Raw genomic sequence first — 22,132 nt, 5'->3', positions numbered from 1 at the left:
GTAGGAGCCAGCCGCCCTCCGGGCCGCACCTCGCCAGCCGCCCGCTCCGAGCTGCGCTGCCGCGAACTTGCCGCCGCCAGCCCCGCCGCGCGTCGCCGCCGCGAGCCGGAGCCAGCCGCCCTCCCGGCTACACCGCTCCGAGCCGCGCTGCCGCGAGCCTGTCGCCGCCAGCCTCTAGGACTCCGGGTCGGCCCAGACCTCCAGTTGGATCCCGTCCGGGTCGCGGAACACCAGCACCGCCGAGCCCGGGAGGGTGCGGGAGGCCTTGGCCGGGCTGTACGTGACGCCGTACTCCGCCAGCCTGCGTTCCCACTCCTTCAGCTCCGCGTACGAGTCCACCATGAACGCCACGTGGTCGAGGCCCGTGCGCCGCTCGTCGAAGTCGCCTCGTTCGGTGTCCGGGTGCTGCACCAGCACCACCGAGAATTCGCCGGGACCGCCACGCAGCACGACCTTCCGGATCCCCGTCTCGGCGTCCTCGCGGCGGGCGGCCTCCTTCAACCCCAGCACCCGCTCGTACCACGGGACACTGCGGTCCACGTCCGTCACCGTGAGCGCCAGGTGGTGCACGCCGATCAGCGTGGACATAACGGCAGCCGTCCTTTCGTCTACCCCACGGCAAGGCTACCGACGCCGACGCGCTGTAAACGCTTTCTCGCGAAACTGTGGACAACTCCGCGAATTGCTCACAATCTGTGGACAACTCACCGGCCGCCGCCGACGGTGAGCACTGTCCCCGTGACGTATGACGAAGCGGGCGACAGCAGCCACAGCGCCGCCTCCGCGATCTCCTCCGGCTGACCCGCGCGGCCGAGCGGGATCGCCGGCGCCAGCCGCGAAACCCGGTCCGGCATTCCCGCCGCGGCGTGCAGGCCCGTGTCCACCAGGCCCGGAGCGACCGCGTTGACCCGGATGCCTTCCCGCGCCACCTCGTGCGCCAGACCGACCGTCAACGTCTCCACAGCGGCCTTCGTAGCCGCGTAGTGCGTCCACTCGCCCGGAGACCCCGTACGCGCCGCCGTCGAGGACACGTTCACGATCACTCCACCCGCACCGCCGTACCGCGTCGACAACCGCCGCACGGCCTCCTGGCAGCTGAAGATCACGCCCGCCACGTTCACGTCCAGCACCCGGCGCACGGTCTCCGGACTCTGCTCGTCCAGCCGCCCGGGCGTGTTCCCCGTGATCGCCGCGTTGTTCACCACCCCGGCCAGCGGCCCCAGCTCCGCCGCCGCATCGAACAGCTCCGCGACGTCGTCCGCGCGGGACACGTCCCCGCGCACCGTCAGCGCCCGGCGGCCCCGTGCCCGCACCCGCGAGGCGACCTCCTCAGCAGCCCGGCCGTCCGAGGCGAAGTTGATCACCACGTCGTACCCGCGCTCGGCTGCCAGCACGCACAGCGCGGCGCCGATGCCCCGGCTACCGCCCGTGACGACCAGGATCATATGGCGAAGTTGACCAGCGGCATGTTCTCCAGCACGAGGTCCGCCCGCGCCGCGCTCGGGCCGATCAGGTCCGCGTTTCGCTGGTCGCTGCCCAGCGCGCGCTGCCGCGCCTCCACCAGCGAACGGCCGTACCGCCGGTGCCGGGTGACCAGCCGCTCGATGCGGTCGTGCTCGTCGGGCGCCAGGAACCACGCCTCGTCCAGCAGCCCGCGCACCCGGTTCCACGGCTCGCTGTCCAGCAGCAGGTAGTTACCCTCGGTGATCACGAGCGGCACCTCCGGCGGCACCGGCACGGCGCCCGCGATCGGCTCCTCGATCTCCCGGCGGAACTCCGGCGCGTACACCGGCTCGGTGCCCGCCTTGATGCGTGACAGCAGGTTGACGTAACCGTGCGCGTCGAACGTGTCGGGCGCGCCCTTGCGTTCGGTGCGCCCCAGCCGCCGCAGTTCCACCTGCGCCAGGTGGAACCCGTCCATGCCGACCACCGTCGCCCGGTTGCCGAGCGCGTTCTTCAGGCTCCACGCGAGCGTGGTCTTGCCCGAGGCCGGGGACCCGACGATGCCCAGCACGGTCCGCTCCCCGCGCGCCACCAGCCCCTCCGCCCGCTCCAGCAGCTCCTCGAACGACGTCATCGCGCTTCCATCCTTCCCACCCACGCCCGAGGGCCGACGTGCCGAACGCGTTCGGCCGCCACCTCGTTGGCGTACCGGATCAGCTCCGGCAGTTCGAACCTTCCGACACCGTAAGCGAGAGCCCCGTGCCACACATCGCCCGCACCGAGGGTGTCGCGTGCCTCGACCGCGGGCACGGGCACCTCGCCCGACTCCTTCGCGGTCCGCCAGCGCACCGGATCCGGCCCGGCGGTGGTGATCACCGTCCGCACCCCGCGCTCCGGCAAACCAGGCTCCGGCGCGTGGAAGTGCGCCGAGCACGCCGCGATGTCGACCAGCGGCAGCAGCTCGTCGAGCACCGGCTTCCAGCTGCCCGCGTCGAGCACCACGGGAATCCCCCGCGAACGCGCCCAGCGCGCCGTGCCCAAGGCCAGCGCAGGATGGTGCCCGTCGACGAGCACCGCGCTCACGTCCGCTACGGCCCAGGGCTCGCCGTGGAACTCCGGACTGTGGGCCGCGTTGCGCGAGACGACCGTCCGCTCCCCGTCGCGGTCCCGGACGGCGACCGCGCTCAGCGCTGGCGGCTCGGCGAAGTCCGGCGCCACGTCCACCACCTCGACCCCGCACTTCGCGAGGTCCGCGCGGGCCAGGTCCGCGAGCGGGTGCGAGCCCAGCACGGTCAGCAGCACGGCCCGGCCGCCCAGCGCCGCGACGGCCACCGCCGCGTTCGTCGCCGGGCCACCCGCGGCCACGTCCACCGACAGCGACTGCACCTTCTCGCCGGGTGCGGGCAGCTCGGCCACCCGCTGCACGACGTCGATCGTGCACAGCCCGGCGAGCAGGACGGTCATGCCGACAGCCCCCGGGAGACCGCCGACTCGACCACGTCGCCGTTCTCGTCGACCTCCAGCGCGCCGGTGATCAGGCCGACGACCTCGTTCATCGACGTGGTCTTCGGCGACACCAGCGCGACGCGCCTGCCGAGGCGGTGCACGTGGATCCGGTCGGCGATGTCGAACACGTGCGGCATGTTGTGGCTGATCAGCACCACCGGCAGCCCGCGCTGGCGGATCCGGTCGATCAGCGCGAGCACGCGCGCCGACTCCGCCACGCCGAGCGCGGCCGTCGGCTCGTCCATGATCACGGCCTTCGTGCCGAACGCGGCGGCCCGCGCCACCGCGACGCCTTGGCGCTGCCCGCCGGACAGCGTCTCGACCGGCTGCGTGATCGACTTGATCTTGATGTCCAGCTCGTCGAGCACGCGCTGGGCCTCCGCGCGCATCTTCGCCGTGTCCAGCTTCCGGACCAGCCCGAGCACCCCGCGGCGGCGGATCTCCCGACCCAGGAACATGTTCGACGCGATGTCCTGCGCCGGGGACAGGGCGAGGTCCTGGTACACGGTCTCGATGCCGTAGCGGCGCGCGTCGATCGGCGTGCGGAAGTGCACCGTCTCGCCGTCCACCTGGATCTCGCCCGCGTCGGGCACCAGCGCGCCGGACAGAGCCTTGATCATGCTGGACTTCCCGGCGCCGTTGTCGCCCACCACGGCGAGCACCTCGCCGGGCAGCAGGTCGAAGTCGGCGCCGTCGATCGCGGTGACGTGCCCGTAGCGCTTGACCAGGCCGCGGGCGGACAGGGTGGGGGTCATCGTTGCCTCCTCGCGAGCCGGTCGACGGCCACCGCGGCGATCACGAGGGCGCCGGTGGCCAGGTCCTGGTAGAGGGAGTCCACGCCGAGCTGGGACAGCCCTGACTGCAGCACGGTCACGATCAACGCACCCACCATCGTGCCCAGCACCGAGCCGCGACCGCCGAACAGCGACGTGCCGCCGAGCACGACCGCGGTGATCGACTGCAGGTTGCCCAGCTGGAACGCGTTCGGGTCGGCGTTCGGGATGCGGCCCAGCGCCTGCCACGCGGCGATCCCGAAGACCACCCCGGCGACGACGTACACCGAGACCACCGTGCGGTTGACCTTGATCCCGGACAGCCGCGCCGCCTCGGCGTTGTCGCCGACGGCGTAGACGTGCTTGCCCCAAGCCGTGCGGGTGAGCGCGTACCACACGCCCAGGTACATCAGCAGCGCCACGGTCATGCCGTAGGTGACGGGGATGCCGCCGAACAGGTAACGCTGGGTACCGAGCCAGGTGAGTGCGCCGTGTTCGGTCACCGGTACCGCCTGCCCGCCCGCGACGAGCTTGTCGCCCGCGGTCAGCATGGTGAAGAAGCCCAGCGTCACGATGAACGGCGGCAGCTTGATCTTCGTGACGAGCGAGCCGATCACCAGCCCGATCCCGACGGTCACGAGCACGCCGAGCACCAGCGCGAGGACGCCCGGCGTCCCGCCGGCGAACAGCTTCGCCATGATCAGCGTCGCCAGCACCATCGCCGAGGCGTTGGACAGGTCGATGCCCGCGGTGAGGATGATCAGCGTCTGCCCCAGCGCGAGCGTGCCCACGACCAGCGCCTGGTTGACCATCAGCGACAGGTTGTCCAGTTCGAGGAACCGGTCGGTGGACACCGAGAACACGATCATCGCGACGACGAGCGCGAGCGCGGGCCCGGCGGCCGGGGCGCGCAGGAAGAACTCGCCCAGGGTCTCCCGCCGGCGGGCGGGTGCGGTGGTGGCGGTCATTTCGTCCCCCAGCAGTTCTGCAGGCCCCACTCGGTGTTCTGGCTGGGCACCCCGGGCATGGGCTTGTCGGTGATCACCACGGAACCGGTGTCGATGAACCCGCTGGGCTTCTTGCCGGTCTTCGCGTACTCGACGGCCGCGGTGACGCCCTCCTCGGCCATCTTGCGCGGGAACTGCATGACGGTCGCGGCGTACTGGCCGTCGCGCACGTTCTCCACGCCCTGGCAGCCGCCGTCGATCGAGCCCATCACGACCTGCGTGGTCAGGCCGCGGGCCTGCAGCGCCGCGAAGGCGCCGCGCGCGGTCGGCTCGTTCATCGTGTAGACGGCGTTGATGTCGGTGGAGCGCTGCAACAGGTTCTCCACCTTCTGCTGCGCGATGCTCTGGTCACCGTTGGCGGGCTCGCGCCCGACGATCGCCGGGTCGCCGTCCTTGAGGCCGATGCCTTCGAGGAAACCGTTGTGCCGGTAGGTGTCCACGGTGCTGCCCGCGGTGCCGTCGATCATGAGCAGCTTCGGCGCGGTGCCGCCGAGCGCGGCCTTGACGTACTGGCCCTGCTCGCGGCCGGCGGCGACGTTGTCGGTGGCGTACGTGGCGTCGACGGCGGTGGCCGGGTCGGTCGCGGTGTCGAGCGCGATCACGAGGATGCCGGCCTTGCGGGCGCGGTCGATGGCGTCCAGCACGCCGGTGGAGGAGTTCGGCGTGATCAGGATCGTGGTGGCGCCCTGCTGCATGAGGTTCTCGATCGCGCGGACCTGGCCGTCGTTGTCCCCGTCGAACTGACCGGCCAGCGCGACGAAGTCAGCGCCCTGTGCCTGCGCGGCCGCGCTCGCGGCGTTGCGCAGCTCGACGAAGTACGGGTTGGTGTTGGTCTTGGTGACCAGGCCGACCTTGGCCTTGCCGCCGCTCCCCGCACCGGTGCTGCCGCCCCAGTGCCGCTCGACCGTGCACCCGCTCGTGGTGACCGCCAGCGCGGCTGCGGCGAGCAGGCACAGGAGACTGCGTTGTCCCAGGCGTCTCACATGACCTCCCCATCGAGGCTGGACCTTGCTGAACCCGGAACCTAGAGATCTTTATGCTGTTGTCGCAAGCGTTTGCGCAAACGCTTGCCGGTAACCTCGACGGGAGCACGGATGCCGCAGCCGAAGTCCGCCAGGCCGACCCAGCGGGACATCGCCGAGCTGGCCGGGGTTTCGATCACCACGGTCTCGCACGTGGTGAACGGAACGCGCCCGGTGGCGCCGGAGACGAAGGCCGCGGTGCTGGCCGCGATCGAGCGGACGGGTTACACGGGGGACGCGATCGCGCGGTCGCTGGTCACCGGTGGCACGCGGTCCATCGGCGTGGCGATCTCGCTGCTCGCCAACCCGTACTTCGCCGCGTTGATGCAGGCCATCGAGCGCGAAGCCGCGCTGGCGGGGTACACCGTGCTGCTCGCCGACACGCACGACACGGTCGCCACCGAGCAGGACACCGTGCGCACGCTGCGCTCGCGGCGTGTCGAGGGGCTGCTGCTCACGCCCTCACCCGGCGACGGCGCGGTGATCAGCGAACTGGTGTCGCTCGGGGTGCCGGTCGTGCTGGTGGACAGGGTGACCACGCGGACGGACGTGGACCAGGTCGGCAGCGAGAACATCCAGTCGACCTCGGCGCTGACCGAGCATCTGGCGGCGCTGGGGCACCGCCGGATCGGGCTGGTCGCGGGCGCGCCGGGGCTGAGCACGAGCGAGGAGCGCACGCTGGGCTACCGGCTGGGGCTGGGCCGCGGCGGGCTGTCGTGGAACCCGGAGCTGGTGGTGAGCGGTCACTCGTCGAAGGACGGCGGTGCGGCGGCGTTGTACCGGCTGATGGAGCTGCCGGACCCGCCGACGGCGCTGGTGGTCGCGAACGACGTGATGATGGTCGGCGCGCTGCACGAGGCGCGGCGGCGGGGCCTGCGGGTGGGGCGGGAGTTCGCGATCGTGGGTTACGACGACGCCGAGTGGGCGGACCTCGTCGAGCCGCCGCTGACCACGATGGCGCAGCCGATCGAGGAGATCGGCACGCGGGCGGTGCAGCTGCTGCTGTCGCGGATCGCCGACCCGAACCGGCAGCCCGAGACGCTGCGCCTGCCGCCGCGCCTCATGCACCGCCATTCGTGTGGCTGCTGAGCGTCGCGGCCGCTTCGAGGAGTAGCCAGGCGCCCACTTGGACGGACAGGTCGCGCGAGGTCTCGTCCGGCGCGGGTTTCGACCACTCCGACGGGAACAGCGGCCCGCCCAGTGCCTCGGTCGCGTTTTCCCGGCAGGCGCGGGCGGAGTCGAGCACGAGGTCCCGCGCGACGTCGCTTTCCGGCGCGGGCAGGCGTTGCGCCGCGAGCGCCAGGTAGCGCGCCAGGATTCCGGCGAACAGCCCGCCGTCCCCGCCGCCCTGGCCGCGGAGAATCCCGTCGGGCGCACAGTGTTCCGCCACCGCCCGAACCGTCCTCGCGGCACTGTCCAGTTCGGACAGTTCCAGCGCGGTGCCGAGGAAGACCCCTTGGCAGTACGTGTAGATCGCCTTCACCAGTTCGCCGTCGTCCACGCGCAGGCCGTCCCACACGAGGCCGGTATCCGGGTCGACGAGCGTGGATTCCATCCAGGACAACAACTCTCGTGCCCGTGAGGTCTCCCCGGCGCGGGCGTGCAGGATCGCCGCCGGACCGTTCGACGGGGCGTTCTTGAACCGATCGCCCTTCCGCCACCAGATTCCACCGCCGCCTTCGGGCGTCCACGCACCGCGCAGCTCGTCGAGGATCACCGAAACGTCCCGCCCGGCGCGCTGCATCGCCAGGCCGAGCCAGGCCATGTCGTCGTAGTAGTCGTTGGTCCACTTCCCGAAGTTGCGCAACCGCACCGACGAGAGGAACCGGTCGATCGTCGCCTGCCGGGCGGGCGTCGGGTCCCGCAGCTGGGCGTCGAGCAGGCAGTCCAGCAGATGTGCCTGCCACCAGTAGTTCCAGTGCCAGTGCACGCGCTGGCCGGGCGTCGGTGGCCAGCCGCTGCGGCCGAGGATCGTGCCGGGCAGCAGCCAGACCCGGCGCAGGTGCCGGGTGACGATGGCGCGCTCGGCTTCGGCGGCCCACTCGCGGAACATGTCCCCATTTCACCAGGATCGGGACAGGTCCGCGTGCTGACGAATCCACGCGTGCATCACGATGCCCGCGGCCACCCCGGCGTTGATCGACCGTGTGGTGCCGAACTGGGCGATGGACACGACGAGCGAAGCGGCCTCCTGCGCCTCTGCCGACAGCCCCGGCCCTTCCTGCCCGAACAGGAGCACGCATTCGCGCGGCAGGGAAGCGCTTTCCACAGGCACCGCCCCGGGCGTGTTGTCCACCGCGACCACCGCCAGCCCGCGCTCGGCCGCGAACGCGGCCAGCGACGCGACGTCCGGGTGGTGTTCGAGGTGCTGGTAGCGGTCGGTCACCATCGCGCCGCGGCGGTTCCACCGGCGCCGCCCGACGATGTGCACGGCGGCCGCGGCGAAGGCGTTCGCCGTGCGGACGACCGTGCCGATGTTGTGGTCGTGCTGGAAGTTCTCGATCGCGACGTGGAACGGGTGCCGCCGCGCGTCGACGTCCGCGACGATCGCCTCACGCCGCCAGTAGCGGTACGCGTCGACGACGTTGCGCCTGTCCCCGTTCGCGAGCAGCTCCGGGTCGTACCGCTCGTCGTCCGGCCAGGGACCCGTCCACGGGCCGACGCCGACCTCCTCGCGCGCGGTCCACTCGGTCGGCCCGGCCTCTTCCAGCTCCACCCGGGGATTTTCGCTCAGGCGTGGTGCACGCGGTGCGCCGGTGCGGCGTCGCGGTGCTTGTACCGGATCCACGCGCCGACGTAGGAGAAGACGACGATGGCCAGCGCGGTGACCGCGACCATCGGCAGCAGCGACCGCGGGATCACGGTGCCGTACAGGTAGTAGGCGTTGAACCCGCCGGGCAGCGGCCCGAGCCCCTGCAGGCTGCGGAAGTAGTCCTCCAGCGCCGTCAGCGGGCACTGGATCGGGAAGACGTTGACCGCGACGCCCCAGACCGCGAAGAAGATGTGCACAAGGATGCTCTTGGGCCAGCGCCAGGCCAGGAAGCCGCCGAACCCGATGTAGAGCAGCGCCGCGATGTGGATGGCGACCGTCAAGTCCGCCAGCACCCTCGCTGTCGACACCCCGACCTCCCCCTTTCACCGTCCCCTTACACCTGACGTTACTCCGGGTTCCCTGAGAAAGGTCGACTTAAAAAGTGTGACGCTGAGCGGTGAAGTGTCAGACGAGCCCGAGATCGTCCGCGGTCAACAGGTACCGATACGGCAGCCCGGCCTTCGCGATCGCCTCGCGGGCGCCGGTGTCGCGGTCCACCACCGTGGCCACGCCGACGACCTCGGCCCCGGCTTCGCGCAGCGCGTCGACGGCGGTCAGGACGCTGCCGCCGGTGGTGGACGTGTCGTCCACCGCGAGCACGCGCTGCCCGGAGACCTCGATGCCCTCGATCTGCCGCTGCATCCCGTGCTGCTTCGCGGCCTTGCGGACGACGAACGCGTCGAGCACCATCCCGTCACACGCGGCGGAGTGCAGCATCGCCGTGGCCACCGGGTCGGCGCCGAGGGTCAGCCCGCCGACGGCGACGTAGTTCCAGTCCTCGGTGAGCTGGCGCAGCAGCTTGCCGATCAGCGGGGCGGCCGCGTGGTGCAGCGTCGCCCGCCGCAGGTCGACGTAGTAGTCGGCTTCCCTGCCGGAAGACAGCGTGACCTTGCCGTGCACCACGGAGAGTTCGGTGACGAGCCGGGCCAGTTCCAGTTTCGCGTCCTGATCGATCCCCACGCGGGCAGTCTCGCACACGCCCTCAGGTGCGGTCGCGACCGGCGACGAGGCCGCTGACCCGCCTCACCAGGCCGCGCGGGACGAGCCGCCCGACCGTGACGAGCACCTTGTACTGCGGGCTCGGGATGGAGATCACCTTGCCGCGGCGCAGGTCTGCGAGCCCCTCGGCAACCACCCGGTCGGCGTCGAGCCAGAACGCCTTCGGGCCGGGCTTGGAGATGCCGGCGCGCTCGTGGAACTCGGTGTGCGTGAAGCCGGGGCACAGCGCTGTCATCCGCACCCCGCGCGGCAGGGCGGCGGCGATGCCCTCGGTGAACGACGTGACCCAGTTCTTGCTCGCGGTGTACGTGGAGCCGCGGCCGGAGAAGAAACCCGCCACGCTGGAGACGTTGACGATGTCACCGGAGCCGCGCTCAATCATGCCCGGCAGCGCGGCGCGCGTCAGCCGCAGCACCGCTGTCACGTTGACGTCGAGCTGCGCCTGCAGCTCCTCGGGCGGGACGGTCCAGAACTCGCCGCCCAGGCCGAAGCCCGCGTTGTTGACCAGCAGGTCCACCGGGTCCTTCGCGAGCCTGTCCTCGACGACCGCGCGGCCGTCGGCGGTCGCCAGGTCCGCGGGCAGGACCGTGACGGTGACTCCGTGCTTTTCGGACAGTTCCGCCGCGACCTCTTCCAGCCGTGGCTTGTTCCGCGCGACGAGCACGAGGTTGTGACCCTCGCTCGCGAGTCTGCGGGCGAAGGCGGCGCCGATCCCGGAGGTGGCACCGGTGACCAGCGCGACGGTCACTGCGCCGTGCCCGGGGTCTCCGGCTGCCAGTGGCGGCCGCCCACGGCCTCGTCGTCGAAGGGGTCGACGATGTCGGCGATCTCGCCGAGGTCACGCAGCAGCCGCTCCAGCCGGGACGGGCCCGCCTGCGGGGCGACACTCGCCAGCACCCACTCGTTCTCCAGCCACGCCACGCCGACGTCGCCGCCGAGCGCGTCCGCGGCGTCCACCAGCTCCTGCGTGATGACACGGCGGGCGCCCTCGGGGTCGTTCGCGAAGGCGTAGCGCTGCCCGACCGGGCCGAGCAGCTCGGGCATGTCGGCCCGCTGGAACGGCACGCTCGCGAGCCACAGCTCCACCAGCACGGGGTGCACTCGGTTGCAGCGCACGGCGACCACGACGGCCGGGATCTGCCCCTCGGCCTCGATGTCGAACACGAACACCGGGCGGCGCCCGTCGGAGGTGAACGTCGAACCGGCGACGACGTTCACCGCGGCCTCGGCACCGAAGTAGCCGATCGCGCCGCCCGCCCACTGCTGGGCGAGCCGCTCGTCCTCCTCGACGAACTGCCATCCGCGCAGGTCGGCCCAGCGCATCCGCTCCCGGTTGCGGGAGCCCTCCCGCGTCCGGTCGGCCGCGAGCAGCACGAGGCCCACCACCAGTGCGATGGCGGCGATGACGAACCAGACCCACGCTGGAATACCCACGGGCCCAGGGTATCGCCACGACGTCTCGAACCAAGGCCAGCGGGCCGTGTCGGCGTTACCCGTTCGGGTTTTTACGGAGGCCGCCCCAGCGTCGCCGGGGCGGCCTCCGAGCGTCAGGCCCTCGTCACCGTCAGTGCGTCTCCGGCTTCGAGGTCCGGGATGTCGACCCGCACGGTGTCCCCGTCGCGGATCTCACCGGCCAGCAGCTTCTTCGCCAGCTGGTCACCGATCGCCGACTGCACCAGCCGCCGCAGCGGACGGGCGCCGTAGATCGGGTCGAAACCGTTCAGCGCCAGCCACTCCCTGGCCCCCGGCGTGACGTCGAGGGTCAGCCGCCGCTGGGCGAGGCGCTGCGCCAGCTTGTCCACCTGGATGTCCACAATGGACGTCAGCTGCTCGGTGTCGAGCGAGTGGAACACCACGATGTCGTCCAGCCGGTTGAGGAACTCCGGCTTGAAGTGCCGCTGCACCACGGACAGCACCGCGTCCCGCCGCTGCCGCTCGTCGAGCGAGGCGTCCGCGATCGACTGCGAGCCGAGGTTCGACGTCAGCACCAGGATGGTGTTGCGGAAGTCCACCGTCCGGCCCTGGCCGTCGGTCAGCCGCCCGTCGTCGAGGACCTGCAGCAGCACGTCGAACACGTCCGGGTGTGCCTTCTCGACCTCGTCCAGCAGCACCACCGAGTACGGGCGGCGCCGCACGGCCTCGGTCAGCTGGCCGCCCTGGTCGTACCCGACGTAGCCGGGAGGCGCACCGACGAGCCGCGCCACCGAGTGCTTCTCGGAGTACTCACTCATGTCGATCCGCGTCATCGCGCGCTCGTCGTCGAACAGGAATTCCGCCAGCGCCTTCGCCAGCTCGGTCTTGCCGACACCCGTGGGGCCGAGGAACAGGAACGAGCCCGTCGGCCGGTCGGGATCGGCGACGCCCGCCCGCGTGCGGCGCACGGCGTCGGCGACCGCGGTGACGGCCTCCTGCTGCCCGACCACGCGCCGGCCCAGCTCCTCCTCCATCCGCAGCAGCTTGCCGGTCTCACCCTCCAGCAGCCGCCCGGCGGGGATGCCGGTCCACGCACTCACCACGTCGGCGACGTCGTCGCTGCCGACCTCCTCCTTGAGCATCACGTCCGCACCCGACGAGCTGGACGCCGTGCTCTGCTGCGCGGACTCCAGCTCCTTCTCCAGCGCGGGGATCCGGCCGTAGCGCAACTCCGCCGCGCGGCCGAGGTCGGCGTCTCGTTCGGCTCGGTCGGCCTCGCCACGCAGCTGCTCCAGCTGCTCCTTGAGCTCGCGGACCTTTTCGATCGAGCCCTTCTCGTTCTGCCAGCGGGCGGTCAGCGCGGACAGCTCCTCGCGCTTCTCGGCCAGCTCGGCGCGCAGCGCCTCCAGCCGCTCCTTCGAGGGGATGTCCTCTTCCTTCGCGAGGGCCATCTCCTCGATCTCCAGGCGCCGCACGGCCCGCTCGACCTCGTCGATCTCGACGGGCCGCGAGTCGATCTCCATGCGCAGCCGGGAAGCGGCCTCGTCGACGAGGTCGATCGCCTTGTCCGGCAGGAAGCGCGCGGTGATGTAGCGGTCGGACAGTGTCGCGGCCGACACCAGCGCGGCGTCGGTGATCCGGACACCGTGGTGCACCTCGTAGCGCTCCTTGAGGCCACGCAGGATGCCGATGGTGTCCTCCACCGACGGCTCGCCGACCAGCACCTGCTGGAAGCGCCGCTCCAGCGCGGCGTCCTTCTCGATGTGCTGGCGGTACTCGTCGAGCGTGGTGGCGCCGACCATGCGCAGCTCACCGCGGGCGAGCATCGGTTTGATCATGTTGCCCGCGTCCATCGCGCCCTCGCCGGTGGCACCGGCGCCGACGATCGTGTGCAGCTCGTCGATGAACGTGATGACCTGGCCCGCCGAGTCGGTGATCTCCTTGAGGACTGCCTTCAACCGCTCCTCGAACTCACCGCGGTACTTCGCGCCGGCCACCATGGACCCCAGGTCCAGCGCCACGACCCGCTTGCCCCGCAGCGACTCCGGCACGTCACCGGCGACGATCCGCTGGGCCAGCCCCTCGACGATCGCCGTCTTGCCGACGCCCGGCTCGCCGATCAGCACCGGGTTGTTCTTCGTGCGCCGCGACAGCACCTGCACGACGCGGCGGATCTCGGTGTCGCGCCCGATGACCGGGTCCAGCTCACCCTTGCGGGCGCGCTCGGTCAGGTCGACGCCGTACTTCTCCAGCGCCTTGAACGTGCCCTCCGGATCCGGGCTGGTGATCCGCGCCGAGCCACGCACCTGGGTGAACGCCTCGCGCAGCGCCTCGGGAGTCGCGCCGTGCCGCTTGAGCAGGTCGGCGACCTGCCCCCCTTCGGCGGCGAGGCCGACAAGCAGGTGCTCGGTGGAGACGAACTCGTCACCCAGCTCGGTGGCGAGCTTCTGGGCGTGCGTCAGCGACTTCAGCGCCGGGGTGTCGAACTGCGGGGTGGACACCGTCGCGCCGGTGGCCGAGGGCAGCCCGTTGGTGATGGGCTCCAGCTCCTTGCGCACCTGCGCCGGGTCGGCGCCGACCGCCGTCAGCAGCGGGCCCGCGATGCCGTCGCCCTGGGCGAGCAAGGCCCCCAGCAGGTGCGCCGGTGCGATGCTCGGGTTGCCCGCCACGGTCGCCGCCTGCGCCGCCGACGAGATCGCCTGCTGGGTCTTCGTCGTCGGGTTGAAAGCGTCCATCCCACTCTCCATGTCGAAAAGCCTGTGTTCTCGCCAGGTACAACGTCAGAAAAGTTGAGTGTGTTCCGCTCAACCCTGACGAGTTCGGTAGCAGAAGTACACGACACCCCCGGTGAAGCGCCGCTCGTCCACCAGCTCCAGGTCGAGGCGCACGCCGGAGGGCAGGAACGACGTGCCGCCGCCGACCACGACGGGGTTGGCGAACAGGTGGTACTCGTCGACCAGCCCGGCCCGGATGGCGTGCGCGGCGAGCTCCGGACCGCCGATCGCCAGATCGGTGTCCGACTGCTCCTTGAGCTTCCGGACTGCCTCGGGGTCGAACTCCCGCTCGATGCGGGTGCGAGTGGTGCGGGGCTCGGTCAGCGTGCGTGAGTAGACGATCTTCTCGGCGGCCTGCCAGATCGCGGCGTAGTCCCGCATCAGCGGCGCGTGCTCGGCGAGCGCCGGTTCGGTCTCCCAGACGGCCATCGTGTCGTACATGCGACGGCCGTAGAGGTAGGTGCCGAGGGGGCGTTCGAGGTCGTTGACGAACGCGTGCACCTCTTCGTCGGGCTCGGCCCAGTCGAACTTGCCCTCAGCGTCGACGGTGTACCCGTCGAGCGAGGCGATTCCGGTGTAGACCAGTCGGGCCATGGTGGGCTCCTCTCGGTTGCCCGCCCAATCCTGCCCGTCCGGCCGCCTCCGCGACACGGGGAAATACCCGGATCAGCGGCCCTCGACGGCTCCCCGCAGCGCCTCGTTCATCGCCGCCAGCCGCTCGCTGAGGGAGATCACCTCGTCCTCGGTCCAGTCGGCCAGTGCGGTACGGACGAATTCGACGTGCTTCTCGCGCCAGCGTTTCAGCTCCGTCCTGCCCTGCTCGGACAAGCTGACCAGCGCGGCGCGGCCGTCCTCGGGGGCCGGACGGCGCTCGACCAGCCCGGCGGCGACCAGCTGCGCGATCTGCCTGCTGATCACCGAGACGTCGACCATCTTGCGCTTGGCCAGCTCCGACGGCCGGGACTCACCGTGCTGGGCGAGGTCGCTCAGCAGCATCGCTGCGGCCGGGTGCAGTCCCGGCTGGTCGTGCTGCAACGAGGAGGTGACCCACGCGTGCTGCAGCTGGCCCGCGAGACGCAGCTGGTGCAGCAGTTCGATCCCGGCGTGCTCGCTCAGGCTCATGCCGCCTCCTGATTGGTTGTCACATACAAATATACGAGGAGTAGTTACCCAGGGCGACGGCTGAAAGCGTGAGCCGCGCCACTCTGACGTGGCAGCTCATACCACCCGGACGGAGCAACTGTGCGGGCGGAACGCCGCGAAGCGGTTACTCTTCGAGCTAATCTTGGCCGCCTTTCCGGATTAGCCCTGACCGAATGGGGTGGAATATTCGTGATCATTTCACGCAGTGACGACGCTTCTGGCCAGGTCCTGCGCTCCGAACCCGTGCTATTGCGCGTTCGTGAATAATCGTGTCCGAGCACCGCCGCGCACCCCCGGAGCACCTCGAAACAGATGACCGCAGACCCCGTCAGTCCCGTCCCCCGGTCCGTGCACCGGGAGGCGCCTCCAGCCGTCACCGCCATGGTGCGGCTGATCCAGGATTCCTGGGCCAAGGCGGAGCCGTACTTACCGGAAGTGACGCAGTTCTTCTACGGGATGCTCTTCACCCTGGCCCCGGCCACCCGCGATTTCTTCCCCATCAACATGGAGGTACAGCGCAACCGGATGGTGCGCGCGCTGGTGCACGTCGTGCAGATGGTCGACCAGCCCGACGACCTGGTGCCGTTCCTGCGGCAGCTCGGGCGGGACCACCGCAAGTTCGGCGTCATCCCCAAGCACTACGAGGCGATCGGCACCGCGCTGCTCGCGGCGATGCGCGCCCAGCTCGGCCCCGACTGGACCCCCGACGTCGAGCGGGCCTGGGCGGAGGCGTTCACGATCATCGCGCGGCAGATGCAGGAGGCCGCCGCCACCGACACGAACCCGCCCAGCTGGTCGGCCGTGGTCGCCGACCACCGGCGGCTGAGCTGGGACCTCGCGATGGTGCGCGTCGAGCCCGACGAGCCCATCCCGTACCGGCCGGGGCAGTACGTGAGCGTCGAGGTGCCGCAGCGGCCGCGGCTGTGGCGGTACCTCTCTCCGGCGAACGCGCCGCGCGAGGACGGCTCGCTGGAGTTCCACGTCCGCGCGGTCGACGGCGGCTGGGTGTCCCGGGCGATCGTGAGCCACACGCAGAAGGGCGACGTGTGGCGGTTCGGGCCGCCGCTGGGACGGCTGCACGTCGACCGCGAGTCCGGCCGGGACGTGCTGATGATCGCGGGCGGCACCGGCGTCACGCCGCTGCAGGCGATGCTCGACAACCTGCAGCAGTGGGGGGACAACCCGCGCGTGCGGCTGTTCTACGGCGGGCGGACCCGCGAGGACCTGTACGCGCTGGAAGGGCTGCGGATGCTCGCCTCGTGCAACCCCTGGCTCACGGTCACGCCGGTGATCGAGCGCGGGCCGGGTGTGGCGGGATGCGAGCAGGGAACGCTGGCGGACGTCGTCACGCGCCACGGCGCCTGGCCGGGGCACGACGTGCTGGTGTCGGGGTCTCCGGCGATGATCCGGGCGACGGTGTCGCGGATGCTCGTGGCGGGGACGGCCCTGGACCAGATCCGGTACGACCCGTTCACGATCGATTGAGGGCGCCGTGGAGATTCCTGTCGCGGATGGCGTGATCGACGGTTACCTGGCGCTTCCGCAGCGAGAGGTCTCCGGAGAGCCGCCCTGGCCCGGGGTGGTCGTGGTGCACGACGCGATCGGGCTGACCGAGGACGCCCGCAACATCACCGATCGGTTCGCCACGGCCGGGTACGTGGCGTTGTGCCCGGATCTGTATTCGCGGGGTGGATTCTTTCGGTGTGTGCGGTCGGTTTTTCGTGATCTGTCCGCCGGGCGTGGGCGGACTTTCGAGGACATCTCCGCTGCCCGGGCCTTGCTCGCCGCTCGGGGGGATTGCAGCGGGAAGGTAGGCGTCGTCGGGTTCTGCATGGGTGGGGGCTTCGCGCTCGTCGGGGCCACGCAGGGGTTCGATGCCTCCGCACCGTACTACGGGCCGTTGCCCGCAGATCTGTCCATATTGGATGGTGCTTGCCCTGTGGTGGCCAGTTTCGGGCGGCGGGATCCGTCGTTGCGTGGGGCGGCTGAGCGGTTGGAGCGGGAGTTGTCCGCGCGCGGGGTGCCACATGATGTGAAGGAGTATCCCGAGGCTGGGCATTCCTTTGCCAATCAGCTGCACCTTGGGCCGTTGAACGTGCTTGCCCGGGTTGCCGGGGTGGGGTATCACCGGGAGTCCAGTGAGGACGCTTGGCGGCGGGTGTTGGGGTTTTTTGGGCGGTACTTGCGGTGAGGGGGCGGGGCGGGCGCTAACGCGGCTTGCGTTGGGGGTTCCCCCGATGGCCGAAGTGTCTTACGGTCGAGACACCGCGTCAAGGCGGGAAAGCGTGCCTTGACCCGGCGTCTCGACCGTAAGGGCGGCTTTGTATCGGGGGAGGGGGTGGTGTGGGGGAGGTGGTGGGTGCGTTTGCGCTGCCGGGTTCCTGTTTGTGTTCTGGTTACCGGCTGCGCTTTGGTTTCCACACCACCAGTGCGGTTTCCCGCCTTACTGGTACCAGGTCCTTGCGGTAGCTGGCGTGGACCGCTGCGGCTGCTTGTTCCGCTGCCGCGTAGGCGGCGGCCAGCTCTTCGGTGAGCTCCTGCACCCTCGAACGGAGCGCGTCGACCTGGTTTTCCAGTTCGATGATGCGCTTGATGCCGGCCAGGTTGACCCCGTGTTCCTGCGACAGGCGCTGCACCTCACGCAGCAGCGCGATGTCCCGCATCGAATAACGGCGGCCACCGCCCGGCGAGCGGCCCGGGGAGACCAGGCCCTGCCGGTCGTAGGTGCGCAGCGTCTGGGCGTGGAGCCCGGACAGCTGCGCCGCCACCGAAATCACGAACACCGGGGTGTCCTCGTCGGCCCCGGAGGGCAGCCCACCGAAAGTCATCACCGCTCCTTGAGCATCTCAGTGATTTCCGGCCTGGGGTCGTGCTTCGCGGACATCTCCGCGAACGCTTCGAGTGCCTGCTTCTCCGTTCCGTCCAGTTTGGACGGTACGGCCACCTGCAGGGTGACCAGCAGGTCGCCCTGACCGCCGTCGCGGCGCTGGATGCCCTTGCCGCGCACCCGCAGCACCCTGCCGCTCGCAGTGCCCGGCGGCACCTTCACCGACACCTTCCCCTCCAGCGTCGGCACCGTGATCGTCGTACCCAGCGCCAGCTCCGGGAAGCTCACCGGCACCGTGATCGTCAGATCATTGCCCGACCGGCCGAACACCGGGTGCGGCGTGACGTGCACCCGCACGTACAGGTCGCCCGCGGTGGCACCGCCCCGGCCCGGTTCGCCCTGGCCCGCCAACCTGATCCGCTGGTTGTCGTCCACCCCCGCCGGCACACGGACCGTCAGCGTCCTGGTCTGGGTGCTGACACCCTCACCACCGCACTCGGGACACGGGTCGTCGATGATCTTGCCGCGGCCCCGGCACTCCCGGCACGGCTCCGAGAAGGCGAAGGCCCCCTGGCTGCGGCTCACCAGACCCGAACCGGCGCACACCGGGCACACGCGCGGGCTCGTGCCCGGGCGCGCGCCGTTGCCGCCGCACGTCTTGCACGTCGCCGGGCTCGACAGCCGCAGCGGCAGGGTCGCGCCCTTCACCGCCTCGGCGAAGTCGATCCGGACGTCGGTCTCCACGTCCGCGCCGCGCTGGGCACGGGTGTTGGTGGCGCCCGCCGCACCTCGGCGGCCGAACAGGCCGCCGAGGATGTCGCCAAGACCACCGAAGCCGCCCGCGTTCGCACCGGCGCCCTGCCCGAACAGGTCGCCCATGTCGAACGTGCCCGAACCGCCGGCACCGGGGAACCCGAAGCCGCCCGCGCCGCCGCTGCCGAACAGCCGCCGCGCCTCGTCGTACTCCTTGCGCTTCGCCGGATCCGACAGGACGCCGTACGCCTCGGACACCGACTTGAACTTCTGCTCGGCCTCCGCGTTGCCCGGGTTGGCGTCCGGGTGGTTCTCCCTGGCCAGCTTGCGGTAGGCCTTCTTGATCTCGTCCTGCGACGCGTCAGAGGAGACGCCCAGTTCGCGGTAGAAGTCCTTGCCGATCCACTCCCGTGCACTCACCGGACGTCCCCTCCTTCCCTCGTCGATCCGTTACTGCTGTTGCTGCTCATCCGACAGTTGCTCCACCGGCAGTTCACCCTCGACCGGTGCCTCGGCCGCGGGCGCCGCGTCCGGCTCGTGGTCGGTGACCCCGACCAGCGCCGCGCGCAGGACCCGGTCGCCGAAGCGGTAGCCGCGGCGCAGCACCGTGGTGACCGTCGGCCCGCTCACGTCGGGCGAGGTGCTGTGCTGCACCGCCTCGTGCACGCTCGGGTCGAAGGCGTCACCCTCGCTGCCGAACGGTTCGAGACCCGCTCGCTGCAGGCCGGCGACGAGCTTGTCCGCCACCGCCTTGAACGCGCCGGTGAGGTCACCGTGCTGCTCGGCCCGCTCCAGGTCGTCCAGCAGCGGCAGCAGGTCGCTCACCACCGAAGCCTTGGCCCCGAGGACCACGGCCTCCCGGTCGCGGTCGACCCGCTTGCGGTAGTTGGCGTACTCCGCCTGCAACCGCTGCAGGTCCGCGGTCCGCTCGGCGAGCTCCTTCTCCACGTCCGACTGGACGCCTACCGCCTCGTCCACAATGGACTCGCCGAGGCTCGGCCCGGAGGAGGGCGCCTCGACGGCCTCCTCCGGCACCGGCTCGGCCTCGGGACGGCGCACCTGACCCGTCTCCGGGTCGATCTTGCGCCGGTCCCGCACCACCAGGGGCTCGGCGACCTGGATGTCCTGTTCGCCCGTCTCCCGGGAGTGCTTTCCGGTCACTTCTTCTCGTCCTCGTCCACGATCTCGGCGTCCACCACGTCATCGGCCTTGGCCGACGAGGCACCGCCCTCGCCGGCGGTCGCGCCCGCTTCGCCGCCCTGCGCCTGCTGTGCGTTCGCGTACAGCGCGGTGCCGAGCTCCTGCGAAGCCGTGTTCAGCTTCTCGATCGCTTCCTTGATCTTGGCGGTGTCGGTGCCCTTGAGCGCCTCGTTCGCCTCGTCGATCGCGGTCTTGACCTTGCCCTTGATGTCCTCGGGCAGTTTGTCGTCGTTGTCCTTGACGAACTTCTCGGTCTGGTAGACCAGCGTCTCGGCCTGGTTGCGGGTCTCGGCCTCCTCGCGGCGCTTGCGGTCCTCCTCCGCGTGCTCCTCCGCGTCCTTGACCATCCGCTCGATGTCCTCCTTCGGCAGCGCGGAGCCACCGGTGATGGTCATCGACTGTTCCTTGTTGGTGCCGAGGTCCTTCGCCGTCACGTGCACGATGCCGTTGGCGTCGATGTCGAACGTGACCTCGATCTGCGGGACGCCACGCGGGGCCGGGGGCAGCCCGGTCAGCTCGAACATGCCGAGCTTCTTGTTCTGCGCCGCGATCTCGCGCTCGCCCTGGAACACCTGGATCTGCACCGACGGCTGGTTGTCGTCCGCCGTCGAGAAGATCTCCGACCGCTTGGTGGGGATGGTGGTGTTGCGCTCGATCAGCTTGGTGAACACCCCGCCCTTGGTCTCGATGCCCAGCGACAGCGGGGTCACGTCGAGCAGCAGGACGTCCTTGACCTCACCCTTGAGCACACCGGCCTGCAGCGCCGCGCCGACCGCGACGACCTCGTCCGGGTTCACGCCCTTGTTCGGCTCCTTGCCGCCGGTCAGCTCCTTGACCAGGTCGGAGACGGCCGGCATGCGGGTGGAACCACCGACGAGCACCACGTGGTCGATCTGGCCGACCGAGATGCCCGCGTCGCGGATGACGTTGTTGAACGGCTGGCGGGTGCGCTCCAGCAGGTCGTTGGTGATCCGCTGGAACTCCGCGCGCGACAGCGTCTCGTCCAGGAACAGCGGGTTCTTGTCCGCGTCGACCGTGATGTACGGCAGGTTGATGTTGGCGCTGGACGAGCTGGACAGCTCGATCTTGGCCTTCTCCGCCGCCTCGCGGATGCGCTGCAGCGCCATCCGGTCCTTGGTCAGGTCGATGCCGTGGCTGGCCTTGAACTTGTCCACCAGCCAGTCGACGATGCGCTGGTCCCAGTCGTCACCACCGAGGTGGTTGTCACCACTGGTGGCGCGGACCTCGACGACGCCCTCGCCGATCTCCAGCAGCGAGACGTCGAAGGTGCCACCACCGAGGTCGAAGACCAGGATGGTCTGCTCCTTCTCGCCCTTGTCCAGGCCGTACGCCAGCGCCGCCGCGGTGGGCTCGTTGACGATGCGCAGCACGTTCAGGCCGGCGATCTGGCCGGCCTCCTTGGTGGCCTGCCGCTGCGCGTCCTCGAAGTAGGCGGGGACGGTGATCACGGCGTCGGTGATCTCCTCGCCCAGGTACGCCTCGGCGTCCCGCTTCAGCTTCATCAGCACGCGGGCGCTGATCTCCTGGGAGGTGTAGGCCTTGCCGTCGATCTCGGTCTTCCAGTCGGTGCCGATGTGCCGCTTGACCGACCGGATGGTGCGGTCCACGTTGGTGACCGCCTGGTTCTTGGCGGGCTGACCGACCAGCACCTCACCGTTCTTCGCGAAGGCGACGATCGACGGGGTGGTACGGGAACCCTCGGAGTTGGCGATGACCGTCGGCTCGCCGCCCTCAAGGACGGCGACGACCGAGTTGGTCGTGCCGAGGTCGATGCCGACCGCTCGCGCCATGGTGGTTCTCCTCCTGATATACGCTGCTTGAGCTGCGGTGTCGCGCCCGCCTTGAGCGGGTCTCGCTCAAGTTGTATCTCGTGCTTCCGGCCGCCGTCAAGGAGACTTGAGCCGGGGACGCTCAACCTTTCTGACTGTCCCAACGACGGGCCTCGCCGGGTTGTTCCCGTCAGGCGGAGCGGACTTCGACATCCCCGCTGTCGGCCTGCAGATCGAGCAGGTGCGGGCCCGCGGGATCGGTCGGGATGAAGATCCGCTCGTCGCCCGAGTCGGCGTGCGCCACCACGCGGTACCCGTTGCCGGGGGCGACGACCCTGACGTCCCCGCTGTTGGCGTCCGCCTTCACGTCCTGCGGGGAGGCGAGCGTGATGTCGATGTCGCCGGAGTTGGCGTCGGCGTGCACCGGACCCGCGGGGGCGAGCACCCTGAGGTCACCGGAGTTCGTGGAGACGTCCGCGCCCGCCACGCCGTCGAGGAGCACGTCGCCGGAGCGCGAGGTACCGCCGACCTTCGTGTTCCGTGGCACGATCACCTCGTAGTCCACGGTGCAGTCGTGCCCGCAGCCGCCGAGCACCAGCTGCCCGCCCTCCAGCCGGTACGCCGGGCCGGGCCGGGAGCCGCTGTAGTGGTAGCGCTCGTGGACCGACGT

24 protein-coding genes are annotated in these 22,132 nt (G+C 70.5%); 3 read left to right on the top strand and 21 right to left on the bottom strand.

The genetic code is table 11. From position 1 onward, the window contains the following. Positions 1-174: 174 nt before the first annotated feature. From FHX82_RS00120 to FHX82_RS00090, 7 genes are all read right to left on the bottom strand, one after another. On the bottom strand, positions 175-588 hold the full coding sequence (locus FHX82_RS00120) for a VOC family protein (protein WP_145937247.1): 414 nt from the start codon (positions 586-588) through the stop codon (positions 175-177). A gap of 116 nt (positions 589-704) precedes the next feature. Beyond that, positions 705-1,445, bottom strand: a complete 741-nt coding sequence (locus FHX82_RS00115; RefSeq protein WP_145937246.1) for an SDR family oxidoreductase — start codon at positions 1,443-1,445, stop codon at positions 705-707. Then, positions 1,442-2,077, bottom strand: a complete 636-nt coding sequence (locus FHX82_RS00110) for a nucleoside/nucleotide kinase family protein (protein WP_145937245.1) — start codon at positions 2,075-2,077, stop codon at positions 1,442-1,444. Before FHX82_RS00110 ends, FHX82_RS00115 begins: the two co-directional genes overlap by 4 nt. Then, entirely contained in the window at positions 2,074-2,907 is an 834-nt protein-coding gene (locus tag FHX82_RS00105) for a PfkB family carbohydrate kinase (RefSeq protein WP_145937244.1), read from the bottom strand. The genes FHX82_RS00110 and FHX82_RS00105 overlap by 4 nt, the downstream gene beginning before the upstream one ends. Next, positions 2,904-3,704, bottom strand: coding sequence for an ATP-binding cassette domain-containing protein (locus FHX82_RS00100; protein ID WP_145937243.1), 801 nt, complete (start codon positions 3,702-3,704; stop codon positions 2,904-2,906). Before FHX82_RS00100 ends, FHX82_RS00105 begins: the two co-directional genes overlap by 4 nt. Then, positions 3,701-4,690 (bottom strand): ABC transporter permease, encoded by a 990-nt coding sequence (locus tag FHX82_RS00095; RefSeq protein ID WP_145937242.1) that lies wholly within the window; start codon positions 4,688-4,690, stop codon positions 3,701-3,703. The genes FHX82_RS00100 and FHX82_RS00095 overlap by 4 nt, the downstream gene beginning before the upstream one ends. Beyond that, positions 4,687-5,703, bottom strand: coding sequence for a substrate-binding domain-containing protein (locus FHX82_RS00090; protein WP_145937282.1), 1,017 nt, complete (start codon positions 5,701-5,703; stop codon positions 4,687-4,689). Before FHX82_RS00090 ends, FHX82_RS00095 begins: the two co-directional genes overlap by 4 nt. 120 nt (positions 5,704-5,823) lie before the next feature. Between FHX82_RS00090 and FHX82_RS00085 the strand changes: the two genes are divergently transcribed. Then, positions 5,824-6,840 (top strand): LacI family DNA-binding transcriptional regulator, encoded by a 1,017-nt coding sequence (locus tag FHX82_RS00085; protein WP_145937241.1) that lies wholly within the window; start codon positions 5,824-5,826, stop codon positions 6,838-6,840. On the opposite strand, the gene FHX82_RS00080 is transcribed toward FHX82_RS00085, so the two are convergent. From FHX82_RS00080 to FHX82_RS00040, 9 genes are all read right to left on the bottom strand, one after another. After that, positions 6,812-7,804 (bottom strand): glycoside hydrolase family 76 protein, encoded by a 993-nt coding sequence (locus tag FHX82_RS00080; protein ID WP_145937240.1) that lies wholly within the window; start codon positions 7,802-7,804, stop codon positions 6,812-6,814. The two genes, FHX82_RS00085 and FHX82_RS00080, sit on opposite strands and share 29 nt — an antisense overlap. A 9-nt stretch (positions 7,805-7,813) precedes the next feature. Beyond that, positions 7,814-8,467 carry a TrmH family RNA methyltransferase gene (locus tag FHX82_RS00075; protein ID WP_145937239.1) on the bottom strand — a complete coding sequence of 218 codons (654 nt, stop codon included), beginning with the start codon at positions 8,465-8,467 and terminating at the stop codon, positions 7,814-7,816. A 14-nt stretch (positions 8,468-8,481) separates the two neighbouring features. Next, positions 8,482-8,871: a DUF2784 domain-containing protein gene (locus FHX82_RS00070; RefSeq protein ID WP_183176408.1), complete on the bottom strand. Its 390-nt coding sequence runs from the start codon at positions 8,869-8,871 to the stop codon at positions 8,482-8,484. 97 nt (positions 8,872-8,968) lie between these two features. Then, entirely contained in the window at positions 8,969-9,517 is a 549-nt protein-coding gene (pyrE, locus tag FHX82_RS00065) for an orotate phosphoribosyltransferase (RefSeq protein WP_145937280.1), read from the bottom strand. 28 nt (positions 9,518-9,545) lie between these two features. Then, entirely contained in the window at positions 9,546-10,310 is a 765-nt protein-coding gene (locus FHX82_RS00060) for an SDR family NAD(P)-dependent oxidoreductase (protein WP_145937238.1), read from the bottom strand. Further along, complete coding sequence (locus FHX82_RS00055; protein WP_145937237.1) at positions 10,307-10,996, bottom strand: TtfA family protein; 690 nt, start codon at positions 10,994-10,996, stop codon at positions 10,307-10,309. The genes FHX82_RS00060 and FHX82_RS00055 overlap by 4 nt, the downstream gene beginning before the upstream one ends. 113 nt (positions 10,997-11,109) lie before the next feature. Continuing rightward, on the bottom strand, positions 11,110-13,710 hold the full coding sequence (clpB, locus tag FHX82_RS00050) for an ATP-dependent chaperone ClpB (protein WP_145937236.1): 2,601 nt from the start codon (positions 13,708-13,710) through the stop codon (positions 11,110-11,112). A gap of 69 nt (positions 13,711-13,779) precedes the next feature. Further along, positions 13,780-14,343 (bottom strand): dihydrofolate reductase family protein, encoded by a 564-nt coding sequence (locus tag FHX82_RS00045; RefSeq protein WP_145937235.1) that lies wholly within the window; start codon positions 14,341-14,343, stop codon positions 13,780-13,782. 72 nt (positions 14,344-14,415) lie between these two features. Next, positions 14,416-14,871, bottom strand: coding sequence for a MarR family winged helix-turn-helix transcriptional regulator (locus FHX82_RS00040; protein ID WP_145937234.1), 456 nt, complete (start codon positions 14,869-14,871; stop codon positions 14,416-14,418). A gap of 333 nt (positions 14,872-15,204) precedes the next feature. Between FHX82_RS00040 and FHX82_RS00035 the strand changes: the two genes are divergently transcribed. Together FHX82_RS00035 and FHX82_RS00030 are read left to right on the top strand one after the other, a co-directional pair. Beyond that, entirely contained in the window at positions 15,205-16,377 is a 1,173-nt protein-coding gene (locus FHX82_RS00035; protein WP_183176407.1) for a globin domain-containing protein, read from the top strand. A gap of 7 nt (positions 16,378-16,384) precedes the next feature. Continuing rightward, entirely contained in the window at positions 16,385-17,083 is a 699-nt protein-coding gene (locus tag FHX82_RS00030) for a dienelactone hydrolase family protein (RefSeq protein WP_183176406.1), read from the top strand. 205 nt (positions 17,084-17,288) lie between these two features. Here FHX82_RS00030 and FHX82_RS00025 read toward each other — a convergent pair whose 3' ends face one another. From FHX82_RS00025 to FHX82_RS00005, 5 genes are all read right to left on the bottom strand, one after another. Then, on the bottom strand, positions 17,289-17,720 hold the full coding sequence (locus FHX82_RS00025) for a heat shock protein transcriptional repressor HspR (RefSeq protein WP_145939110.1): 432 nt from the start codon (positions 17,718-17,720) through the stop codon (positions 17,289-17,291). Continuing rightward, complete coding sequence (gene dnaJ, locus FHX82_RS00020; protein ID WP_145939111.1) at positions 17,720-18,892, bottom strand: molecular chaperone DnaJ; 1,173 nt, start codon at positions 18,890-18,892, stop codon at positions 17,720-17,722. Before dnaJ ends, FHX82_RS00025 begins: the two co-directional genes overlap by 1 nt. Positions 18,893-18,922: 30 nt before the next feature. Then, positions 18,923-19,633 carry a nucleotide exchange factor GrpE gene (grpE, locus tag FHX82_RS00015; protein WP_145939112.1) on the bottom strand — a complete coding sequence of 237 codons (711 nt, stop codon included), beginning with the start codon at positions 19,631-19,633 and terminating at the stop codon, positions 18,923-18,925. Beyond that, complete coding sequence (gene dnaK / locus FHX82_RS00010) at positions 19,630-21,483, bottom strand: molecular chaperone DnaK (protein ID WP_145939113.1); 1,854 nt, start codon at positions 21,481-21,483, stop codon at positions 19,630-19,632. Before dnaK ends, grpE begins: the two co-directional genes overlap by 4 nt. 169 nt (positions 21,484-21,652) lie before the next feature. Beyond that, a partial coding sequence (locus FHX82_RS00005) for a DUF4097 family beta strand repeat-containing protein (RefSeq protein WP_183176405.1) occupies positions 21,653-22,132 on the bottom strand: 480 nt, incomplete at its 5' end.

The sequence above is a fragment of the Amycolatopsis bartoniae genome, assembly GCF_014191255.1.
Lineage (GTDB): Bacteria > Actinomycetota > Actinomycetes > Mycobacteriales > Pseudonocardiaceae > Amycolatopsis_E > Amycolatopsis_E bartoniae.
Note: the sequence above shows the minus strand (reverse complement) of the source record. Positions and strands in the feature narration are given on the sequence as shown.

Bases quoted from the DNA above. Each gene is read 5' to 3' on its own strand.
- FHX82_RS00025 (WP_145939110.1), bottom strand. From the start codon at position 17,720: ATGACTTTCGGTGGGCTGCCCTCCGGGGCCGACGAGGACACCCCGGTG.
- dnaK (WP_145939113.1), bottom strand. From the start codon at position 21,483: ATGGCGCGAGCGGTCGGCATCGACCTCGGCACGACCAACTCGGTCGTC.
- FHX82_RS00035 (WP_183176407.1), top strand. From the start codon at position 15,205: ATGACCGCAGACCCCGTCAGTCCCGTCCCCCGGTCCGTGCACCGGGAG.
- FHX82_RS00110 (WP_145937245.1), bottom strand. From the start codon at position 2,077: ATGACGTCGTTCGAGGAGCTGCTGGAGCGGGCGGAGGGGCTGGTGGCG.
- FHX82_RS00080 (WP_145937240.1), bottom strand. From the start codon at position 7,804: ATGTTCCGCGAGTGGGCCGCCGAAGCCGAGCGCGCCATCGTCACCCGG.
- FHX82_RS00120 (WP_145937247.1), bottom strand. From the start codon at position 588: ATGTCCACGCTGATCGGCGTGCACCACCTGGCGCTCACGGTGACGGAC.
- FHX82_RS00100 (WP_145937243.1), bottom strand. From the start codon at position 3,704: ATGACCCCCACCCTGTCCGCCCGCGGCCTGGTCAAGCGCTACGGGCAC.
- clpB (WP_145937236.1), bottom strand. From the start codon at position 13,710: ATGGACGCTTTCAACCCGACGACGAAGACCCAGCAGGCGATCTCGTCG.
- FHX82_RS00095 (WP_145937242.1), bottom strand. From the start codon at position 4,690: ATGACCGCCACCACCGCACCCGCCCGCCGGCGGGAGACCCTGGGCGAG.
- FHX82_RS00045 (WP_145937235.1), bottom strand. From the start codon at position 14,343: ATGGCCCGACTGGTCTACACCGGAATCGCCTCGCTCGACGGGTACACC.
- FHX82_RS00115 (WP_145937246.1), bottom strand. From the start codon at position 1,445: ATGATCCTGGTCGTCACGGGCGGTAGCCGGGGCATCGGCGCCGCGCTG.
- FHX82_RS00085 (WP_145937241.1), top strand. From the start codon at position 5,824: ATGCCGCAGCCGAAGTCCGCCAGGCCGACCCAGCGGGACATCGCCGAG.
- FHX82_RS00105 (WP_145937244.1), bottom strand. From the start codon at position 2,907: ATGACCGTCCTGCTCGCCGGGCTGTGCACGATCGACGTCGTGCAGCGG.
- FHX82_RS00040 (WP_145937234.1), bottom strand. From the start codon at position 14,871: ATGAGCCTGAGCGAGCACGCCGGGATCGAACTGCTGCACCAGCTGCGT.